A 19,070-nucleotide genomic window follows, 5' to 3' on the forward strand; every position below is an offset into this window, starting at 1 on the left:
AGTGTAGCGATTCTGAATTCATAATTATGAATAATCATTCGGCTAAGATGCCGGCCCAGTTACAGGAGAGTTTCGATGTCGGACGACAGCCGCGCCGGGGACGCCCCGGAGTTCAAGACTGCCACGCTGGAGCAATGGACCAAGGCCGCCGCCAAGTCCGCCCCGGGCGGTGACGTGGCGGCACTGAACTGGGTGACACCCGAGGGGTTGACGGTCAAGCCGCTCTACACCGCGGCCGATGTGGCCGACCTGCCGCACGCCGACACGTTGCCCGGCTTCGAACCCTTCCTGCGCGGCCCGCAGGCGACGATGTACGCCGCCAGGCCCTGGACGATCCGCCAGTACGCGGGCTTCTCCACCGCCGAGGAGAGCAATGCCTTTTATAGAAAGGCGCTCGCCGCCGGCGGCCAGGGCGTGTCGGTGGCCTTTGACCTGGCGACCCACCGCGGCTACGACAGCGACCATCCCAGAGTGACCGGCGACGTCGGCAAGGCCGGCGTGGCCATCGACTCGGTGGAGGACATGAAGATCCTGTTCGACGGCATCCCGCTGGACAAGGTGTCGGTCTCGATGACCATGAATGGGGCCGTGCTGCCGGTGCTGGCCGGCTATGTCGTGGCGGCGGAAGAGCAGGGCGTGTCGCAGGACAAGCTGGCCGGGACCATCCAGAACGACATCCTCAAGGAGTTCATGGTCCGCAACACCTATATCTACCCGCCGGAGCCGTCGATGCGCATCGTCGGCGACATCATTGAGTACACGGCGCGGGCGTGCCCCAAGTTCAACTCCATCAGCATCTCCGGCTATCACATGCAGGAGGCGGGCGCCAACCAGGCGCTGGAGCTGGCCTTCACGCTGGCCGACGGCCAGGAGTATGTGAAGACGGCCATGGCCAAGGGCCTGAGCGTCGACGACTTCGCGCCGCGCCTGAGCTTCTTCTGGGCCATCGGGATGAACTTCTATCTCGAGATCGCCAAGATGCGTGCGGCGCGGCTGCTGTGGACGCGCATCATGAAGAGCTTCGGCGCGACCGCGCCTAAGAGCCTGATGCTGCGCACCCACTGCCAGACCTCGGGATGGAGCCTGACCGCCCAGGACCCGTACAACAACGTGGTGCGCACCACCATCGAAGCCATGGCTGCCGTGTTCGGCGGCACGCAGAGCCTGCACACCAACTCGCTGGACGAGGCCATTGCCCTGCCCACCGAGTTCAGCAGCCGCATCGCGCGCAACACCCAGCTCATCATCCAGGAAGAGACCCACATCACCAGCGTCGTCGACCCCTGGGCCGGCAGCTACATGATGGAAAAGCTCACCCAGGACATGGCCGACAAGGCCTGGGAGATCATCGAAGAGGTCAATGCCCAGGGCGGCATGATCAAGTCGGTGGACTCAGGCTGGGCCAAGCTGAAGATCGAGGCGAGTGCAGCCGAGAAGCAGGCGCGCATCGACTCCGGCCAGGACGTCATCGTCGGCGTCAACAAGTACAAGCTGGCCAAGGAAGACCCCATCGACATCCTGGACGTGGACAACGTCAAGGTGCGCGACGGCCAGATCGAGCGCCTGAACCGCATCAAGGCCACGCGCGACACGGCCGCCGTGCAGGCCGCGCTGGCCGCGCTGACGCAGGCCGCGGAGACTGGCGAAGGCAACCTGCTGGACCTGTCCATCAAGGCCGTGCGCCTTCGCGCGACGGTGGGCGAGGTGTCCGACGCGCTGGAGGCCGTATTCGGCCGCCACCGTGCCGACACGCACAAGGTCAGCGGTGTCTACGCGGCCGCCTACGACTCGGCAGAGGGCTGGGCCAAGCTGCAGGAGGAGATCGCGGCCTTTGGTGACGAGCAAGGCCGCCGCCCGCGCGTGATGATCGCCAAGCTCGGCCAGGACGGCCACGACCGTGGCGCCAAGGTCGTGGCCACCGCCTTTGCCGACCTGGGCTTTGACGTCGACATCGGCCCGCTGTTCCAGACGCCCGAGGAATGCGCCCGCCAGGCCATAGAGAACGACGTGCACGCGGTGGGCATCTCGACGCTGGCGGCCGGGCACAAGACGCTGGTGCCGGCCATCATTGCCGAGCTGAAGAAGCAGGGCGCGGACGACATCATCGTGTTCGTGGGCGGCGTCATTCCGGCCCAGGACTACGACATGCTGTACGCGGCGGGCGTGAAGGGCATCTACGGCCCCGGCACGCCCATCCCGGCGAGTGCCAAGGACGTGCTGGAGCAGATCCGCGCACAGGTGGCCGCCTGATGACGCCCACGCTGGCGCCCGTCGCCGACGCGGATTTCGAGGCGATGCTGGCCCTGCGCATCGAGGCGCTGCGCGACAGCCTGGAGCGGCTCGGCCGCTTCAACCCCGATGTCGCGCGGGCACGGCTGCAGAGCCAGTTCCGGCCCGCGTGGATGCAGCACCTCGTCGTGGACGGCGAGCGCGTCGGCTACTTCACCGTCGAGCCGCGCGAGGGCGAACTGCGTCTGCATCACCTCTATCTGCGTCCTCAGGCCCAAGGGCAGGGCGTGGGCGCCTGGGTGCTCGACCAGATCAAGTCGCAAGGCCTGCCGATCACGCTGGCCGCGCTGCGCGAGAGCCGCGCGAACGACTTCTATCGCCGCCACGGCTTCCGCGTCGTTGAAGAACAGGAGTTCGACACCGAATACCGCTGGGAGGCCGAGTGAGTCTTGCGGCACCCTTGCAAGCCGGCGACCGCCGTGCGCTGGCCAAGGCCATCACGCTGATCGAGTCCACCCGGGCCGATCACCGCGAACAGGCCGACGCGCTGCTGACGGCGCTGATGCCCGCCACCGGCGGCGCGCTGCGCCTGGGCATCTCCGGCGTTCCGGGCGTGGGCAAGAGCACCTTCATCGAAGCCTTCGGCATGTTTCTGCTGGAGCGCGGCCACCGCGTGGCGGTGCTGACGGTGGACCCGTCGAGCACGCTGTCCGGCGGTGCCATCCTGGGCGACAAGACGCGCATGGAAAGGCTTTCCATGGACCAGCGCGCCTTCATCCGCCCCAGTCCCAGCAGTGGCACGCTGGGCGGCGTGGCCGAGAAGACGCGCGAGGCCATGCTGCTGTGCGAGGCGGCGGGCTATGACGTCGTCATCGTCGAGACGGTCGGCGTCGGCCAGAGCGAGACGGCCGTGGCCGGCATGACCGACCTCTACCTGCTGCTGCAACTGCCCAACGCGGGCGACGATTTGCAGGCCATCAAGAAGGGCGTCATGGAACTGGCCGACTTGGTCGTCATCAACAAGGCCGACCTGGACGACGTGGCCGCCACGCGTGCCCAGGCCCAGATCACGTCCGCGCTGCGGCTGTTGCCCAGGCATGCGCACGCCAACCATCGCGTGATGAAGGTCAGCGCGCTGAAGGCCGACGGCATAGCGCCCGTGTGGGACGCGCTGACTGCACTGCGCACAGCGAGTGAAGGCGGCGGCGGCTGGGCGGCCAAGCGCCGCGAGCAGTCCCTGGCGTGGATGTGGGCGCGCATCCAGTCCGGCCTCAAGCTGGCCTTCGTCTCGCACCCAGGCGTGAAGAGCCAACTCGACGCCGCAACCGCGGACGTTCGCGAAGGCCGTACGCCAGCATCCACCGCGGCACGCCAGTTGCTGGCGACCTTCAGGAGCACCCCATGATCACCGGCCTGCATCACATCAATCTGCGCGCACCCGCCGAGCTGCTCGCAGTGCTGCGCGATTTCTACCGCGACGTGCTCGGCCTCGAGCAAGGGCCGCGGCCGGACTTCGACAGCCCAGGCTACTGGCTCTATGCCAGCGGCCACCCGGTCGTCCACCTGTCCACGCAGCGGGCCAATGAAGCGGTGCGCGGCCCGGTGAACCCCGCCGCCCCGACGACCTACGACCACACGGCCTTCTTCGGCACTGACCCGGTGGGCACCGCGGCGCATCTGCGCGCGCTGGGCGTGAGCTTCCACGAGTCCCGCTCGCCCGTCACCGGCCAGCACCAGTTCTTCTTCCAAGACCCCGCCGGTAATGGCGTGGAGATCAATTTCCCGTTCGAGGGTTGAACCCATATGCAAGACATCCTGCAAGCACTCGAAGCCAAGCGCGCCCGTGCGCGGCTCGGCGGTGGCGAGAAGCGCATTGCCGCCCAGCACGCCAAGGGCAAGTTGACGGCGCGCGAACGGCTGGAGCTGCTGTTCGACGAAGGCAGCTTCGAGGAATGGGACATGTTCGTCGAGCACCGCTGCGTGGACTTCGGCATGCAGGACAACAAGATCCCCGGCGACGGCGTCGTGACCGGCTACGGCATGATCAACGGGCGCCTGGCCTTCGCCTTCAGCCAGGACTTCACGGTCTTCGGCGGCGCGCTCTCCGAAGCCCATGCCGAGAAGATCTGCAAGGTGATGGACCAGGCCATGAAGGTCGGTGCCCCGGTCATCGGCCTGAACGATTCGGGCGGCGCGCGCATCCAGGAAGGTGTCGCGTCCCTGGGCGGTTATGCCGACGTGTTCCAGCGCAATGTGATGGCCTCCGGCGTCATCCCGCAGATCAGCATGATCATGGGCCCCTGCGCCGGCGGCGCGGTCTACTCGCCGGCGATGACCGACTTCATCTTCATGGTGCGGGACAGCAGCTATATGTTCGTCACCGGCCCCGAGGTCGTGAAGACCGTGACGCACGAGGAAGTGACCGCCGAGGAACTGGGCGGCGCCACCACGCACAACAGCCGCAGCGGCGTGGCTGACCTGTCGTTCGAGAACGATGTCGAGGCGCTGCTGATGCTGCGCCGCTTCTTCAACTACCTGCCGCTGTCCAACCGCGAGAAGGCGCCATGCCGCCCGAGCGGCGACCCGGCCAATCGGCTGGACATGTCGCTGGACACGCTGGTGCCCGAGAACCCGAACAAGCCCTATGACATCAAGGAACTGATCCTCAAGGTCGTCGACGACGGTGACTTCTTCGAGCTGCAGCCCGACTACGCCAAGAACATCGTCACCGGCTTTGCGCGCATGGAAGGCCAGACGGTGGGCATCGTCGCCAACCAGCCGCTGGTGCTGGCCGGCTGCCTGGACATCAAGAGCAGCATCAAGGCCGCGCGCTTCGTGCGCTTCTGCGACGCGTTCAACATCCCGGTCGTCACTTTCGTCGACGTGCCCGGCTTCATGCCTGGCACCTCACAGGAGTACAGCGGCATCATCAAGCATGGCGCCAAGCTGCTGTATGCGTACGCCGAGTGCACGGTGCCCAAGATCACCGTCATCACCCGCAAGGCCTACGGTGGCGCCTACGACGTGATGGCCTCCAAGCACCTGCGCGGCGACGTCAACTTCGCCTGGCCCAACGCCGAGATCGCCGTGATGGGCGCCAAGGGCGCGGTGGAGATCATCTTCCGCGAGGACAAGGGTGATCCAGCCAAGCTCGCCGCCCGCGAGGCCGAGTACAAGGCCCGCTTCGCCAACCCCTTCATCGCCGGCAGCCGCGGCTTCATCGACGACGTCATCCAGCCGCACGAGACGCGCAAACGCATCTGCCGCAGCCTGTCGATGCTGAAGGACAAGAAGCTGGAGAACCCGTGGCGCAAGCACGGGAACATTCCGCTGTGAGCAAGGCAAGCTGCGCCGCTGAAGCCAAGCGCCTCACCGACATCCCCAACATCGGCAAGGCGATGGAAGCCGACCTGATCGGCCTGGGCATCGCGACGCCCGCAGACGTGAAGCGCATGGACCCGATGAAGACCTACGACCGCCTGCGCGACCCGATGGGCCAGCGCCATGACCCCTGCGTGCTCGACACCTTCATGGCCGCCCACGATTTCATGAACGGCGGGCCTGCCCAGCCGTGGTGGCACTTCACCGAACAGCGCAAGAAGCTGCTCGCGAAAACGAAATAACGAGGCACCTCATGTTTACCAAGATCCTGATTGCCAACCGGGGTGAGATCGCCTGCCGGGTCATCGCCACGGCAAGGAAGATGGGCATCGCTACCGTCGCCGTCTATTCCGAAGCCGACAAGGACGCCCGCCACGTCGACCTGGCCGACGAGGCCGTGCTGCTCGGCCCCGCGCCGTCGCGCGAGAGCTATCTTGTCGCCGACAAGATCATTAGCGCCGCCAAGCAGACGGGTGCGCAGGCCATCCACCCCGGCTACGGCTTCCTGTCCGAGAACGAAGAGTTCGCGCGTCGCGTCGAGGAGGAGGGCCTGGTCTTCATCGGTCCCAAGCACGGCTCCATCGCCGCGATGGGCGACAAGATCGCGTCCAAGAAGCTGGCGACCGCGGCCGGCGTCAACACCATTCCCGGGCACAACGAACCCATCCTGTCGGCCGAGGAGGCCGTGGGCATCGCGGCGCGCATCGGCTACCCAGTCATGATCAAGGCCAGCGCCGGCGGTGGTGGCAAGGGCCTGCGGGTGGCCTTCAACGACAAGGAAGCCTTCGAGGGCTTCACGTCCTGCCGCAACGAGGCGCGCAACAGCTTTGGCGACGACCGCGTCTTCATCGAGAAGTTCGTCGAGGAACCGCGCCACATCGAGATCCAGGTGCTGGGCGATTCACAGGGCAGCGTCGTCTACCTGTGGGAGCGCGAATGCTCCATCCAGCGCCGCCACCAGAAGGTCATCGAGGAGGCGCCGTCGCCCTTTATCAGCGAGGCCACGCGCCGCGCGATGGGAGAGCAGGCGGTGCAACTGGCAAAGGCGGTGAACTACCAGAGCGCCGGCACGGTGGAGTTCGTCGTCGGCAAGGACCAGGGCTTCTACTTCCTGGAAATGAACACGCGGCTGCAGGTGGAGCATCCGGTCACCGAGTGCATCACGGGGTTGGACCTCGTCGAGCAGATGATCCGCGTCGCCGCCGGCGAGCCGCTGTCATTCACGCAGGAGCAGATCAAGCGCGAAGGTTGGGCCATCGAATGCCGCATCAATGCGGAAGACCCCTTCCGCAACTTCCTGCCCAGCACCGGCCGCCTGGTGCGCTACCAGCCGCCCGAGACGACGATGACGCAGGCCGAGCCGCAGCGCTTTGGCGTGCGCGTGGACACCGGCGTCTACGAGGGCGGCGAGATCCCGATGTTCTACGACTCGATGATCGCCAAGCTCATCGTGCACGGCCGCGACCGGGCCGAAGCCATCGCCAAGATGCGCGAGGCGCTGAACGGCTTCGTCATCCGCGGCGTGTCCAGCAACATCCCCTTCCAGGCGGCGCTGCTGGCCCACCCGGACTTTGCGAGCGGCGACTTCAACACCGGCTTCATCGCCCAGCACTACGCCGGCGGCTTCAAGGCCGAGGATGTGCCGCATGACGACCCGCTCTTCCTTGTCGCGCTGGCCGGCTTCATCCGCCGCAAGGCACGTGAGCGCGAGGCCGGCATCAGCGGCCAGTTGCGCGGCCACGAGGTGCAGATCGAGCACGACTACGTTGCCGTCGTCAATCTCGGCGCTGGCCACAGCGAGCGCCATGCGCTGCACATCAGCGAATACGCGGGCGCGCTGGGCGAGGCACGCGTGCAGGTGGGCGGCAAGGACTACCGCATCGTTTCCAGCTCCCGCCTGAACGACGTGCGCATCACCGGCACCGTCAATGGCCTGGCCTTTACCGCCCAGGCTGAGCGCGGCACGGCGAAGAACCCGCTGGCCTATCGCATCCACCATGGCGGCCTGTTGATCGAGCTGACCGTGCTGAGCCCGCGCGCGGCCGAATTGCAGACGTTGATGCCCTACAAGGCACCGCCGGACACCTCCAAACTGCTGCTGTCGCCCATGCCCGGGCTGCTCGTGCACCTAGTTGCGCAGGTCGGCCAGACGGTTCAGGCCGGTGAGCGGCTGGCGGTCATCGAGGCGATGAAGATGGAGAACATCCTGACCGCCGCGCAGGACGTGACCGTCGCCGAGGTGTTGGCCAAGCCGGGCGAGAGCCTGTCGGTAGACCAGCCCATCCTGCGCTTTGCCTGAATCCGTCGCCATCGTCGGCGCCGGTGTCGCCGGCGCGGCCGCAGCGATTCGTCTGGCCGAGCGCGGCGTCGCTGTTGATCTGTACGAGGCCGTGCCCGAGCCCAAACCCATCGGTGCGGGCCTGCTGCTTCAGCCCACCGGCCAGCGCGTGCTCACGGCCATGGGGCTGCTGGACGAGGCGCTGGCGCTGGGTACGCGGGTAGACCGCTTGTTCGGCGACACGCCCTCGGGCCGCGCGGTGCTGGACATGAGCTACCGGCGCTTCCATCCTGAGGCCTATGGCCTGGGCATCCAGCGCGGCGCGTTGATGGGCATGCTGTGGAAGCGCGTGCGCGAGCTCGGCGTCCGCTGGCATTGCGGCGCGCTGGTTGAAGGCTTCGAGCAGGACGAGGCCGGCGTCACCTTGCGTTTGTCCGGCGGAGCCAAGGCTCGCCATGCCGCGTTGATCCTCGCCAACGGCAGCTTCTCCAGGCTGCGCGAAGGCATGAAGGTCAGCCAGCATGCGCGCGCCTTCCCCTGGGGCGCCGTCTGGACCGTGCTGCCGGCGCCGCCTGTTTTCCCTCAGATCGAGCTGCGCCAGCGCTTCCGATCGGCCTCGCAGATGATCGGCCTGATGCCGGTCGGCAGGGCCGATCACGCCGATGGCGCACGAGGCATCAACCTGTTCTGGAGTCTGCCCGTCGCCGAACTTGAAGGTTGGCGCGAGCGCGTTGGGCTGGATCGCATCAAGCAGCAGATGGCCGAGCTCTTTCCCGACGTCTTGCCGCTGCTGGCCGGCCTGCGCGATGCCGGGCAGTTGCGTGAAGCCCGCTACGCCGATGTCCACATGGCGCGCTGGCATGACGGCCGCGTGCTGGCCATTGGTGACTGCGCCCATGGCATGAGCCCGCAGCTGGGGCAGGGCGCCAACATGGCGCTGATCGATGCGCACGAGCTGGCGAGCGAGGTCGGTGGCGACTGGCCCGGCGTGTTCGAGCGCTACGGCCGCCGCCGCCGCGCCCACCTGCGCTTCTACGGTCAGGCCAGCAAGGGCCTGACGCCGATGTTCCAGTCCCACGCCGTTGTCGCGCCCTGGCTGCGCGACCGCTTCTTCGGCTGGGGCGGGCGACTGCCCTATGTCCACCAGCAGTCCATCGCGGTGCTGGCCGGCTACAAGACCGGCTGGCTCTGGGGGCGGCTCAAGCTGGCCGGCTGCTGATGCGCTTCGGCCTGTTCGCCCATCTGCGTGTGCTGCGGGCCGCGCTGGCGCCGCTGCGCCAGCGCGGCTTCGGCAAGGCCCAGGCGCTGCTGTGGCAGTTGCCGGCGGCCGTGCTGCTGCGCGCCTGGCGCGCACTGGCCCAGCCCTGCAATGCGGCGCTGCTGAGCGGCACTGCCGGCGCGCGGCGCTGCGCCGAGTTCCAGCAGCGGCTGCCGCAAGACGGCCGGCCGCGGCTTTACGTCATCGTGATGCCGCAGACGCTGCATTTCCTGCAGCCCTGCCTGAGCCTGCTCGTGGACAGCGCACAGCTGGTGCTGCTGGCGAACGGCGCCCGGCGCTGGGAACGGCAATGGCTGGCGCGGCGCTTCCCGACGCTGCCCCTGCATGTGCTGCCGACGCTGCCGGCGTCCAGTGCACCGCATGGCGCGGTCGTCAGCCTGCTGCTGCGCACCGAGGGCGCCAGCTTTGGCATCCTCGACCATGACGCCTACGTCTTTGACGGCGGCCTGCTGCCGCGCTTGCTGCCCACGGGGCGGGACAGCATGGTCAGCTGCTTCGAGGCCCGCAGCGAGGAGACCGGCCTGGCCTATCCGCTGACGCATCTGCTCTTCCTCAACGCCCCGGTGCTGCGCGAGCTGATGGAGCGCTGGCAGGTCGACGCGCGCTTGTACCGTCGCGCACCGGCCTCGGTGGCCGAGCCTTTTGCACAACTGCATCTCGGGCCGCGCAGCTACCTGAAGCCCTACCAGGGCTTCTTCGACACCCTGCACGTGCTGCTGATCGTGGCCCAGGCAGAGGGCTGGACGCCGCGCTTCGTGCCCATGGCCAGCGAGGCGCCGGTCTGGCATGTCGGTGGCACCAGCATCGGCAGCCACCACACCAAACCGCTGTTCGCCCTCTACCTGCACCTGCGCTTCCTGGAACTGGTGGGCGACGAGACGCTGAGCCGCCGCTACGCTTTCATGGCGGCACCGCTGACCCACTCCGATGAGGCGCTGCAGCGCTGTATGCCCGGCGATGCCGGCTGGCAAGGATTGCCCATCGCCTTGGCCCTTCTGGACAGGCTGCAGCAGCGCCTCCAGCCCCCCACAACCTGACGCGAGTCACGCCATGACCCAAGCCACGCCCCGTCCCTTCCAAGTCCTCGGCCTGCAGCAGATCGCCATCGGCGGCCTGGACAAGGACAAGCTGCGCCGCCTGTGGGTGGACCTGCTGGGCGTGCCGGTGACCGGCAATTTCAAGAGCGAGCGCGAGAACGTCGATGAGGACATCTGCACGCTGGGGCAGGGCGTGCATGCCGTCGAGGTGGACCTGATGCAGCCGCTGGACCCGGAGAAGAAACCGGCCGTGCATGCCACGCCGTTGAACCACATCGGCCTGTGGGTGGACGACCTGCCAGCGGCCGTGGCTGCCATGACGGCGCAGGGCGTTCGCTTTGCGCCCGGCGGCATCCGCAAGGGCGCGGCCGGTTACGACATCTGCTTCATCCACCCGAAGAGCAACGATGAGTTCCCCATCGGCGGAGAGGGCGTGCTGATCGAGCTGGTGCAAGCACCGCCCGAGGTGATTGCAGCACTGGGTTGAAAGGCGGCTGCGCTCAGCCGGGCTGGCGCGCTGTGGTGGCGAGCTTGTTGAGGTCGACGCCGCTGATGACGCCGCGCAGCTGGTCGATGCCGACCTGCTCGCCCTTGGCCTCGACGATGACGCCGTTGGGCAGCAGCACCGACACCTCGGCGTGCGAGCCATCCTTGCGATAGTCCTCGCGCACCGTGCGGTCGCCCTGCTTGAACACGCGCTCGATGCGGCCATCGGCCTCCTTGTCGAGCGTCATGTTGGCCCAGCCGGCGAGGTTGGCCATGCCGGCGAGGCTGCCCATGTCGGTGATGTCCAGGCTGATGGACTTGTCGCCATTGCCATAGCGGGCCCGGGCGGATGACGAGTTGATGCCGATCGCGCCGCCGCTCTGGGCCTCGACACTGGTGCGCTTGAAGTCGCCGAGAGTCTCAGGCAGCAGCGCCTTGAGGTCCGCGGCCGGCATCGGCTTGGCCCCCCCGGTCGCACCCGTCACAGCGCCCATCATCTCGCTCAGCGCCTTGCCCGCTGCAGTGCTGTCTCCCTTGGCCTGAGCCTCCTCCATGCGTTTGCCCAGCGCCTCCATGCGCTTGGCGGCCGCGTCCATCTTGCTGGTGTCGAGGGTGACGTCGCCGCCCGGGCCCTTGAGCGTCACCGAGCCGCTACCCTGATGCCCGCCGCCCCAGCTGCCCATGCCGAGTACTGCGCTGCTCACCGCGCCCACCACCAACCCGGCCACGATGCCCGCCACCACGACCACGGCGGTGTAGCCGGCGGACTTCTCCGGCGGGTTGCGCATCAGCACTGGCAGCCCGAGGTAGATGAGGTAGATCGAATAGAGCCCGCACAGCAGGCCCAGCACGCTCAGCGAGGGCAGGAGCTGGAACACCCCGCCCACGAAGCCAGCCGTGCAGCCATACGCCACCAGCTTGAGCGCGGCCAGGGGGTCGGGCGTGCCGCCGAAGGTGGGCGCCAGCGCGTTCACCAGCAGCGAAAGCAGGTAGACCATGCCCAGCGACAGCACATAGCCCACCACCATATGCACCAGGCCGCTCACGAAAGGCACGCGGAAGCTGATGCCGAAGCCACCCATTCCGATCACCGACATGCCGATGAAGCCCGCCACCGCCGGTATCGCCGCCAGGATGAGCAGCCATTCCTTGTACAGGGACTGCACCGTGGCGGTCTCCTGGGCGATCTGCGGCCAGGTGTCCTTGGGCTTGAGCAGGATGTCTTGGATGCGCTGAACCAGAATCATGGCGATCTCCGCAGGGGTGCCGCATCGTAGAAGCCGGCACCTGCGTGGCACATGGGGCTTTCATGAAGCCGCTCGCGGCGCTGACGTCTTTGGCGTTGGCGAAGCCGTGCTTCCCGAATCGCCGCTTCTGCGAAACCGTACCCGCCCGTAATCTGCAAGCAGCAAAACTTGCGCGTGCCGCGCTGGGCTCACCGGCCCGTGGCACACCGGAAGGCGAGGGGGCCACAAGCCGTTTCGCGAGTTCGGTCGCAAGGGTTTGCTCAGCACGGGCCAGAATGCGCGGCTTCTCATGCCGCTGCCGCCGATGCGCCTCCTCCACGTCCTGTTCGCCCTGCTGTTGCCGACCCTCGCGCAGGCCTGGGGCAACCACACCCCCATGTGCTACCGCGCCTTCGAGCGCATGCCCGAGGTTGCGAACGTTGCGGTCGTGAAGGCCGAACCTCTCGTCGACTTCCTTCGCGACCAGGAAGTGGCCATCGCCGCTCGGCTCGACGCTCAGGAGGCTTTGCTGCGCGAGCGCCTGAAGGGGCATGCCCCCCGGCCCGAGGCGCTGCGCTTTGTGGCCGATGCCAAACGCAGCGATGACGAGCGACGCGCTGCCTTCCTGCGCGCGCTGCGCCTGTCGCCCCAGGCCAGGCTGGCCCTCTATCTGCAGATCGACCCGCGCAACCCCGACGCCAGCCGCCCTGCACTGGATGTCGGCGTGGTCAGTGCCGCCACCCCGGGCAAGGGCGCGACCCAGCGCTTCGTCACACTGCAGCCCGGCGAGACCGTCGCGCCGCTGGCCGTGCTGGCCTCGGCCTGCGACGAGCCCGACTACGGCCACGACCTCAATCTCTTTGACGACAACCCGGGCAGCCCGGCCGACCCGGCTTACGGCTTCGGCAAGCAGCCTTTCGGGAACGCGGCCGTTGCCATCGGCTCGCAGGCTCCTTTTCACATGGGCTTCTTTCACCAGGGCGCCGTCTTCAACACCCTGGCGCCCAGCTTTGCGCGCACCTTCACCGAGTTGCGCGTGCAGCAGTACAGCGCATTGGCCGCGTTGGCCTGGCAGAGCGGCCATGCCTATTGGGGTTGGCGCTTTGCGGGCATGGCCCTGCACCATGTCGAGGACCTGACGCAGCCTTATCACTCCAGCGCAGCGCCGGGCGCGACGCTGAGCCACATGATGTGGGTCAACCTCAAGGCCCAGCTGGGCGCGCCGGCAGATCGCCAGGGATTGGTCGTGCTGCAAAGCAACCGCCATTTCGTGCTGGAGCAGTTCCAGACGCGCTGGATCATCGACAACGCGCAGCAGCGTCGCGATGGCCCGCTGGAGCTCGCGCTGCGCGACGCCACCCGCGACGGTCACTACCCGGCCTGGGGTTTCGACTATGTACGCGACATCGTCGCGGCCGAGGCGTTCAAGGCCGGGCCGGCGACGGATGCAGCCGTCGTGGTCGGCGCGCCGGCGAAATTCGTCACTGACCCCAATTTGGACTTTGCTGCCAACGAAGCCCAGTTCGGCCCCGAGCTGGCGCGCGACCTGCAGGGTCAACGCGATGCCTTGCACCGGGCCATCGCCGAGCTGCTGGGCCATTTCGGCGCGCACAGCCGCAACGCACTGCGTGGGATGTTGAAGCAGGCCAGCGCGCCGCATTGATCTTCGCAAACCACGAAACGCCAGTCGTTTTCTGGCGCAGAATCTCTATCTTCACGAAGGCTATGCTGGAGTTGGACGATCAACATGCGCCACGACCTCACCACTCTCAATCTCGTGCTCGCCATCGAGCAGACCCGCTCGATCACGCGCGGCGCCGCCCAGGAACACCTGGCGCTGGCAGCCGCCAGCAAGCGCCTGTCTGACCTGGAAAGCCGCCTCGGCGTGCAGCTCTTTGAGCGGCGCGCGAGGGGGGTCGAACCTACCGAGGCCGGCCGCGCCTTGGTGCGCCATATCCGTTCGCTGCACGCATCCCTCTACGCACTCGAGACCGAGGTCATGGAGTTTTCGCGCGGCATCAAGGGCCATCTGCGCATCGCCGCCAACAGCAGTGCCATCACCGAGGCGCTGCCGCCGCATCTGGTGGGTTTCTCGCAGGCGCACAGCCAGATCCGCATCAGCCTGGAAGACCTGACCAGCGCCGAGGCCCAGGCCGCGGTGGCGGAAGGGCGTGCCGACATCGGTGTGTTCTCGCCGCCTCTGCTGGACAACCGGCTGCAGACGTGGACGTTTGCGCACGGTCGCCTCGCGGCGCTCGTGCCCTTGAAGCACCCGCTGGCCCAGCGCGAGGAAGTCACCTTCGACGACCTGCTGGCTTATGACCTCATCGGCCTGCATGCCGGTGCCAGCGCCCAAGAGCTGATGCGCGAGCAGGCGGCGGCACGCGGCAAGACGCTGAATGCGCGCTGGCAGGTGCGTGGCTTTGATGCCATCGCCCAGCTCGTCGAGGCTGGCCTGGGCGTGGCCGTGCTGCCCGAGCAACCGGCCGAGCGCTTCACGCGCGTCTTCGGCGTGCGCTGCCTGCGGCTTGAAGAGCCGTGGGCCGAGCGCGAATATGTATTGGGTGTGCTGCGCCAGCAGCGTCTGCCCACCGTGGTGCAACGCTTCGTGGACACCCTGATTCCTCGAGAGAAGCAATGACTTCAAGAACCCTCTACGACAAGCTCTGGGATGAGCATGTCGTGCACTCCGAGCCGGATGGCACGGCACTGCTCTACATCGACCGCCACCTCGTCCATGAGGTGACCAGCCCGCAGGCCTTTGAAGGCCTGGACCTGGCCGGCCGCAAGGTCTGGCGCTTGAGCGCCAACCTCGCCGTCAGCGATCACAACGTGCCGACGACGGATCGCTCGCAAGGCATTGCCGACCCGATCTCGCGCCTGCAGGTCGACACGCTGGACGCCAACTGCGACCGCGTCGGCATCACGCAGTTCAAGATGAACGACAAGCGCCAGGGCATCGTGCACGTCATCGGCCCCGAGCAGGGCGCGACGCTGCCGGGCATGACGGTCGTCTGCGGCGACAGCCACACGTCCACGCACGGCGCCTTCGGCGCGCTGGCACATGGCATCGGCACCAGCGAGGTCGAGCATGTGCTGGCCACGCAGACGCTGTCGGCCAAGAAGGCCAAGAACCTGCTCGTCAAGGTCGAAGGCCAATGCCCCAAGGGCGTCGGCGCCAAGGACATCGTGCTGGCCATCATCGGCAAGATCGGCACGGCCGGCGGCAACGGCTACACCATCGAGTTTGCGGGCGCGGCTATCCGCTCACTCTCGATGGAAGGTCGCATGACCGTCTGCAACATGGCCATCGAGGCCGGTGCGCGCGCCGGGCTCATCGGCGTGGACGAAACGACCATTGCCTACGTGAAAGGCCGCCCCTTTTCCCCGCAGGGCGTGGAGTGGGACCAGGCCGTCGCCTACTGGCGCACGCTGCATTCGGATCCCGGCGCCCATTTCGACAAGGTCGTCGAGCTCGACGCCGCGCAGATCCGCCCGCAAGTCAGCTGGGGCACCTCGCCCGAGATGGTGCTGGCCATCGACGACCGCGTGCCCGACCCCGACAAGGAAAAGGACGCCGTCAAGCGCGGCGCCATCGAGCGCGCGCTGACCTACATGGCGCTGGAACCCAACAAGGCCATCAGCGACATCCATGTCGACAAGGTCTTCATCGGCTCCTGCACCAACAGCCGCATCGAGGACATGCGCGAGGCTGCGGCCGTCGTGCGCCGTGTCGGTGGCCGGCTGGCCAAGAACATCAAGCTGGCCCTGGTTGTGCCGGGTTCCGGCCTCGTCAAGGCGCAAGCCGAAGCCGAAGGCCTGGACCAGGTCTTCAAGGCCGCCGGCTTTGAGTGGCGAGAGCCGGGCTGCTCCATGTGCCTGGCCATGAACGCCGACCGCCTGGAGCCGGGCGAGCGCTGCGCGTCGACCAGCAACCGCAATTTCGAAGGCCGCCAGGGTGCCGGTGGTCGCACCCATCTCGTCAGTCCCGCCATGGCCGCAGCGGCCGCGATGACCGGCCACTTTGTCGACGTTCGTACCCTGAGCTGATCATGGACAAGTTCACCATCCACAAAGGGCTGGTCGCGCCCATGGACCGCGACAACGTCGACACCGACGCCATCATTCCCAAGCAGTTTCTGAAGTCGATCAAGCGCAGCGGCTTCGGCCCCAACCTGTTCGACGAATGGCGCTATCTGGACCATGGCGAGCCTGGCCAGGACCCCGCCAGCCGCCAGCCCAACCCCGACTTCGTGCTGAACCAGCCGCGCTATGCCGGCGCCAGCGTGCTGGTCGCGCGCAGCAACTTCGGCTGTGGTTCCAGCCGCGAGCACGCGCCCTGGGCGTTGCAGCAGTACGGCTTCCGCGCCATCCTGGCGCCGAGCTTCGCCGACATCTTCTTCAACAACTGCTTCAAGAACGGCCTGCTGCCCATCGTCCTGCCGGAAAGCGCCATCGCGCGCCTGTTCGACGAGGTCTATGCCTTCCCCGGCTACCAGCTGGTCGTCGACCTGCCGCGCCAGGTGGTGGTCAAGCCCGACGGTGCCGAGCTCCCGTTCGACATCGAGCCCTTCCGTAAGGAGTGCCTGATCGGCGGCCTGGATGAAATCGGCCTGACGCTGCAGCACACCGACAAGATCCGCGCCTACGAGGCTCAGCGCATTGCCGCCAAGCCCTGGCTGAACAACCGAGTGATTTGAGATGAAGAAGATTGCAGTACTGCCGGGCGACGGCATCGGCCCAGAAATCATGGCCGAGGCCGTCAAGGTGCTGAAGGCGCTGGACCTGCCTTTGCAGCTCGACTGGGCCGACGTCGGCGGCAAGGCCTACGAGACCAGCGGCCACCCGCTGCCGCCCGCCACGCTGAAGCTGGCCCAGGAAGCCGACGCCGTACTGTTCGGCGCCGTGGGCGACTGGAAATACGACAAGCTGGAGCGCTCGCTGCGCCCCGAGCAGGCCATCTTGGGCCTGCGCAAGGCGCTGGGCCTGTTCGCCAACTTCCGCCCGGCCATCTGCTACGAGCAGCTCACGCACGCCTCGTCGCTGAAGCCTGAGCTGGTGGCGGGCCTCGACATCCTGCTGATTCGCGAACTGACCGGCGACATCTACTTCGGCCAGCCGCGCGGCCGCCGCACGGCCGTGGACGGCCACTTCCCCGGCGCCGACGAAGCCTTCGACACGATGCGCTACTCGCGTCCCGAGATCGAGCGCATCGCCCACGTTGCCTTCCAGGCCGCCCGCAAGCGCGGCAAGCGCCTGACCAGCGTCGACAAGGCCAATGTGCTGGAGACCTCGCAGTTCTGGAAGGACATCGTCATCGAAGTCCACGCCCAGTACCCCGACGTCGAGCTGGACCATATGTACGTGGACAACGCAGCCATGCAGCTCGTCAAGGCGCCGAAGAAGTTCGACGTCGTCGTGACCGGCAACATGTTCGGCGACATCCTGTCCGATGAAGCCGCGATGCTGACCGGGTCCATCGGCATGCTGCCGTCGGCCTCGTTGGACGCCAACAACAAGGGCCTCTACGAACCCAGCCACGGCAGCGCGCCGGACATCGCAGGCAAGGGCATCGCCAATCCTCTGGCTACAATCCTGTCCGCTGCCATGATGCTCAAGTTCTCCCTCAACCAAGCCGACGCTGCCGCTCGTATCGAGCAGGCCGTGCAATCGGTGCTGGCCCAGGGCTTGCGCACTGCCGACATCTGGTCCGAAGGCACCTCGAAGGTCACGACCATCGAGATGGGCGACGCAGTCGTCAAAGCCATTACGACCACGAAAACCGTCAAGAGCTAAAGCTCCGTCTCGTCTCGCCCCACCAAACCCCGGCGAACGAGCCGGGGCCCAAAGTGGATGGGGTTTGGTGAAGCAAAGGAATGATGATGACGACCTTGGTAGGCCTCGTAGGCTGGCGCGGCATGGTGGGCTCGGTGCTCATGGAGCGCATGACCACTGAACGCGATTTCGACCTGATCGAGCCGCTGTTCTTCTCGACGTCCAACGCCGGCGGCGCCGCCCCGGTCCAGGCCAAGAACGAGAAGTCGCTGCAGAACGCCTTCGACATCGAACAGCTCAAGCGCTGCGACATCATCATCACCGCCCAGGGCGGCGACTACACGACCGAGGTCTACCCCAAGCTACGCGCCGCGGGCTGGGCCGGCCACTGGATCGACGCCGCCTCGACCCTGCGCATGGCCGATGACGCCGTCATCATCCTGGACCCCGTCAACCGCCCGGTCATCGACCAGGCGCTGAGCAACGGCGGCAAGAACTGGATCGGCGGCAACTGCACCGTCAGCTGCATGCTGATGGGCGTGGGCGCGCTGTACAAGGCTGGCCTCGTTGAGTGGATGTCCACCCAGACCTACCAGGCCGCTTCCGGCGGCGGTGCCCAGCACATGCGCGAACTGCTGACCCAGTACGGCACGCTGAACGCGTCGGTCAGGTCGCTGCTGGACGACCCGAAGAGTGCCATCCTCGACATCGACCGCCTGTTGGCCGAGAAGCAGCGCACGCTGTCGCCCGACGAGGTGGCCAACTTTGGCGTGCCGCTGGGCGGCTCCTTGATCCCCTGGATCGACAAGGACCTCGGCAACGGCATGTCCAAGGAAGAGTGGAAGGGCATGGCCGAGACCAACAAGATCCTCGGCTCGGGCGCCATTCCCGTCGACGGCTTCTGCGTCCGCGTCGGCGCAATGCGCTGCCACAGCCAGGCCCTGACCTTCAAGCTGAAGAAGGACGTGCCCCTGGCCGACATCGAGGCCATGATCGCCGCCGACAACGCCTGGGTGAAGGTCGTGCCGAACACGCGCGAAGCCACCATCCGCGACCTGACGCCCGTGGCCGTCACTGGCACGATGACCATCCCCGTCGGCCGCCTGCGCAAGCTGGCCATGGGCCCCGAGTACCTGGGTGCCTTCACCATCGGTGACCAGCTGCTGTGGGGCGCCGCCGAGCCGCTGCGCCGCATGCTGCGCATCCTGCTCGAGCGTTGATAGACCGAACATGCCTTGCGCCCCGCGTGGCGCAAGGCATGATTTGCTTACGGTCTTTTACGGTTTGACCTAGGGTTCACCCGGGCATCGATATTGGAACGAAGCGACACATCAGGTACCCCTTGAGCATTTCAGCGTATATGCTTGATGCCGTTGTGT

The 19,070-nt window shown here is 66.9% G+C and carries 17 protein-coding genes; 16 read left to right on the forward strand and 1 reads right to left on the reverse strand.

Annotated features, from left to right (window positions below; all coding sequences use genetic code 11):
* Positions 1–75: 75 nt before the first annotated feature.
* Genes scpA through AC1DW0_RS06690 form a run of 10 tightly spaced genes read left to right on the forward strand, consistent with a single transcriptional unit; the run spans position 76 to position 10,691 of the window.
* Positions 76–2,250 (forward strand): methylmalonyl-CoA mutase, encoded by a 2,175-nt coding sequence (scpA, locus tag AC1DW0_RS06645; RefSeq protein WP_477945215.1) that lies wholly within the window; start codon positions 76–78, stop codon positions 2,248–2,250.
* A complete protein-coding gene (locus AC1DW0_RS06650; RefSeq protein ID WP_477945216.1) occupies positions 2,250–2,675 on the forward strand; it encodes a GNAT family N-acetyltransferase in 426 nt (141 codons plus the stop codon). Before scpA ends, AC1DW0_RS06650 begins: the two co-directional genes overlap by 1 nt.
* A complete protein-coding gene (meaB, locus tag AC1DW0_RS06655; RefSeq protein WP_477945217.1) occupies positions 2,672–3,634 on the forward strand; it encodes a methylmalonyl Co-A mutase-associated GTPase MeaB in 963 nt (320 codons plus the stop codon). The genes AC1DW0_RS06650 and meaB overlap by 4 nt, the downstream gene beginning before the upstream one ends.
* On the forward strand, positions 3,631–4,026 hold the full coding sequence (locus AC1DW0_RS06660; protein WP_056196607.1) for a VOC family protein: 396 nt from the start codon (positions 3,631–3,633) through the stop codon (positions 4,024–4,026). The genes meaB and AC1DW0_RS06660 overlap by 4 nt, the downstream gene beginning before the upstream one ends.
* 6 nt (positions 4,027–4,032) lie before the next feature.
* Entirely contained in the window at positions 4,033–5,565 is a 1,533-nt protein-coding gene (locus AC1DW0_RS06665) for an acyl-CoA carboxylase subunit beta (protein ID WP_477945218.1), read from the forward strand.
* Complete coding sequence (locus tag AC1DW0_RS06670) at positions 5,562–5,852, forward strand: helix-hairpin-helix domain-containing protein (protein ID WP_457390009.1); 291 nt, start codon at positions 5,562–5,564, stop codon at positions 5,850–5,852. Before AC1DW0_RS06665 ends, AC1DW0_RS06670 begins: the two co-directional genes overlap by 4 nt.
* An 11-nt stretch (positions 5,853–5,863) precedes the next feature.
* Complete coding sequence (locus tag AC1DW0_RS06675) at positions 5,864–7,909, forward strand: acetyl-CoA carboxylase biotin carboxylase subunit (protein WP_477945219.1); 2,046 nt, start codon at positions 5,864–5,866, stop codon at positions 7,907–7,909.
* Complete coding sequence (locus tag AC1DW0_RS06680; protein WP_477945220.1) at positions 7,902–9,107, forward strand: FAD-dependent oxidoreductase; 1,206 nt, start codon at positions 7,902–7,904, stop codon at positions 9,105–9,107. The genes AC1DW0_RS06675 and AC1DW0_RS06680 overlap by 8 nt, the downstream gene beginning before the upstream one ends.
* Positions 9,107–10,204 (forward strand): hypothetical protein, encoded by a 1,098-nt coding sequence (locus tag AC1DW0_RS06685; protein WP_056196624.1) that lies wholly within the window; start codon positions 9,107–9,109, stop codon positions 10,202–10,204. The genes AC1DW0_RS06680 and AC1DW0_RS06685 overlap by 1 nt, the downstream gene beginning before the upstream one ends.
* A gap of 13 nt (positions 10,205–10,217) precedes the next feature.
* Positions 10,218–10,691 carry a VOC family protein gene (locus tag AC1DW0_RS06690; protein ID WP_056196628.1) on the forward strand — a complete coding sequence of 158 codons (474 nt, stop codon included), beginning with the start codon at positions 10,218–10,220 and terminating at the stop codon, positions 10,689–10,691.
* 13 nt (positions 10,692–10,704) lie between these two features.
* Here the strand turns inward: AC1DW0_RS06690 and AC1DW0_RS06695 are convergent, their stop codons facing one another.
* A complete protein-coding gene (locus AC1DW0_RS06695; RefSeq protein ID WP_477945221.1) occupies positions 10,705–11,937 on the reverse strand; it encodes a Yip1 family protein in 1,233 nt (410 codons plus the stop codon).
* Positions 11,938–12,241: 304 nt separating this feature from the next.
* Here AC1DW0_RS06695 and AC1DW0_RS06700 point away from each other — a divergent pair, with 304 nt between their 5' ends.
* From AC1DW0_RS06700 to asd, 6 genes are all read left to right on the forward strand, one after another.
* The gene (locus tag AC1DW0_RS06700) at positions 12,242–13,579 is read left to right on the forward strand and encodes a phospholipase C/P1 nuclease family protein (RefSeq protein ID WP_457355764.1); all 1,338 of its coding nucleotides are present in this window, start codon (positions 12,242–12,244) and stop codon (positions 13,577–13,579) included.
* 84 nt (positions 13,580–13,663) lie between these two features.
* Positions 13,664–14,557, forward strand: a complete 894-nt coding sequence (locus AC1DW0_RS06705; RefSeq protein ID WP_056196636.1) for a LysR family transcriptional regulator — start codon at positions 13,664–13,666, stop codon at positions 14,555–14,557.
* A complete protein-coding gene (gene leuC, locus AC1DW0_RS06710; protein ID WP_457442182.1) occupies positions 14,554–15,966 on the forward strand; it encodes a 3-isopropylmalate dehydratase large subunit in 1,413 nt (470 codons plus the stop codon). The genes AC1DW0_RS06705 and leuC overlap by 4 nt, the downstream gene beginning before the upstream one ends.
* 2 nt (positions 15,967–15,968) lie before the next feature.
* Positions 15,969–16,616, forward strand: a complete 648-nt coding sequence (leuD, locus tag AC1DW0_RS06715; RefSeq protein WP_457355768.1) for a 3-isopropylmalate dehydratase small subunit — start codon at positions 15,969–15,971, stop codon at positions 16,614–16,616.
* Between the two features lies 1 nt (position 16,617).
* Entirely contained in the window at positions 16,618–17,712 is a 1,095-nt protein-coding gene (gene leuB / locus AC1DW0_RS06720; protein WP_477945222.1) for a 3-isopropylmalate dehydrogenase, read from the forward strand.
* Between the two features lie 86 nt (positions 17,713–17,798).
* Positions 17,799–18,911 (forward strand): aspartate-semialdehyde dehydrogenase, encoded by a 1,113-nt coding sequence (asd, locus tag AC1DW0_RS06725; protein ID WP_457355771.1) that lies wholly within the window; start codon positions 17,799–17,801, stop codon positions 18,909–18,911.
* Positions 18,912–19,070 lie beyond the last annotated feature (159 nt).

The organism is Roseateles sp. P4_D2, from assembly GCF_056401875.1.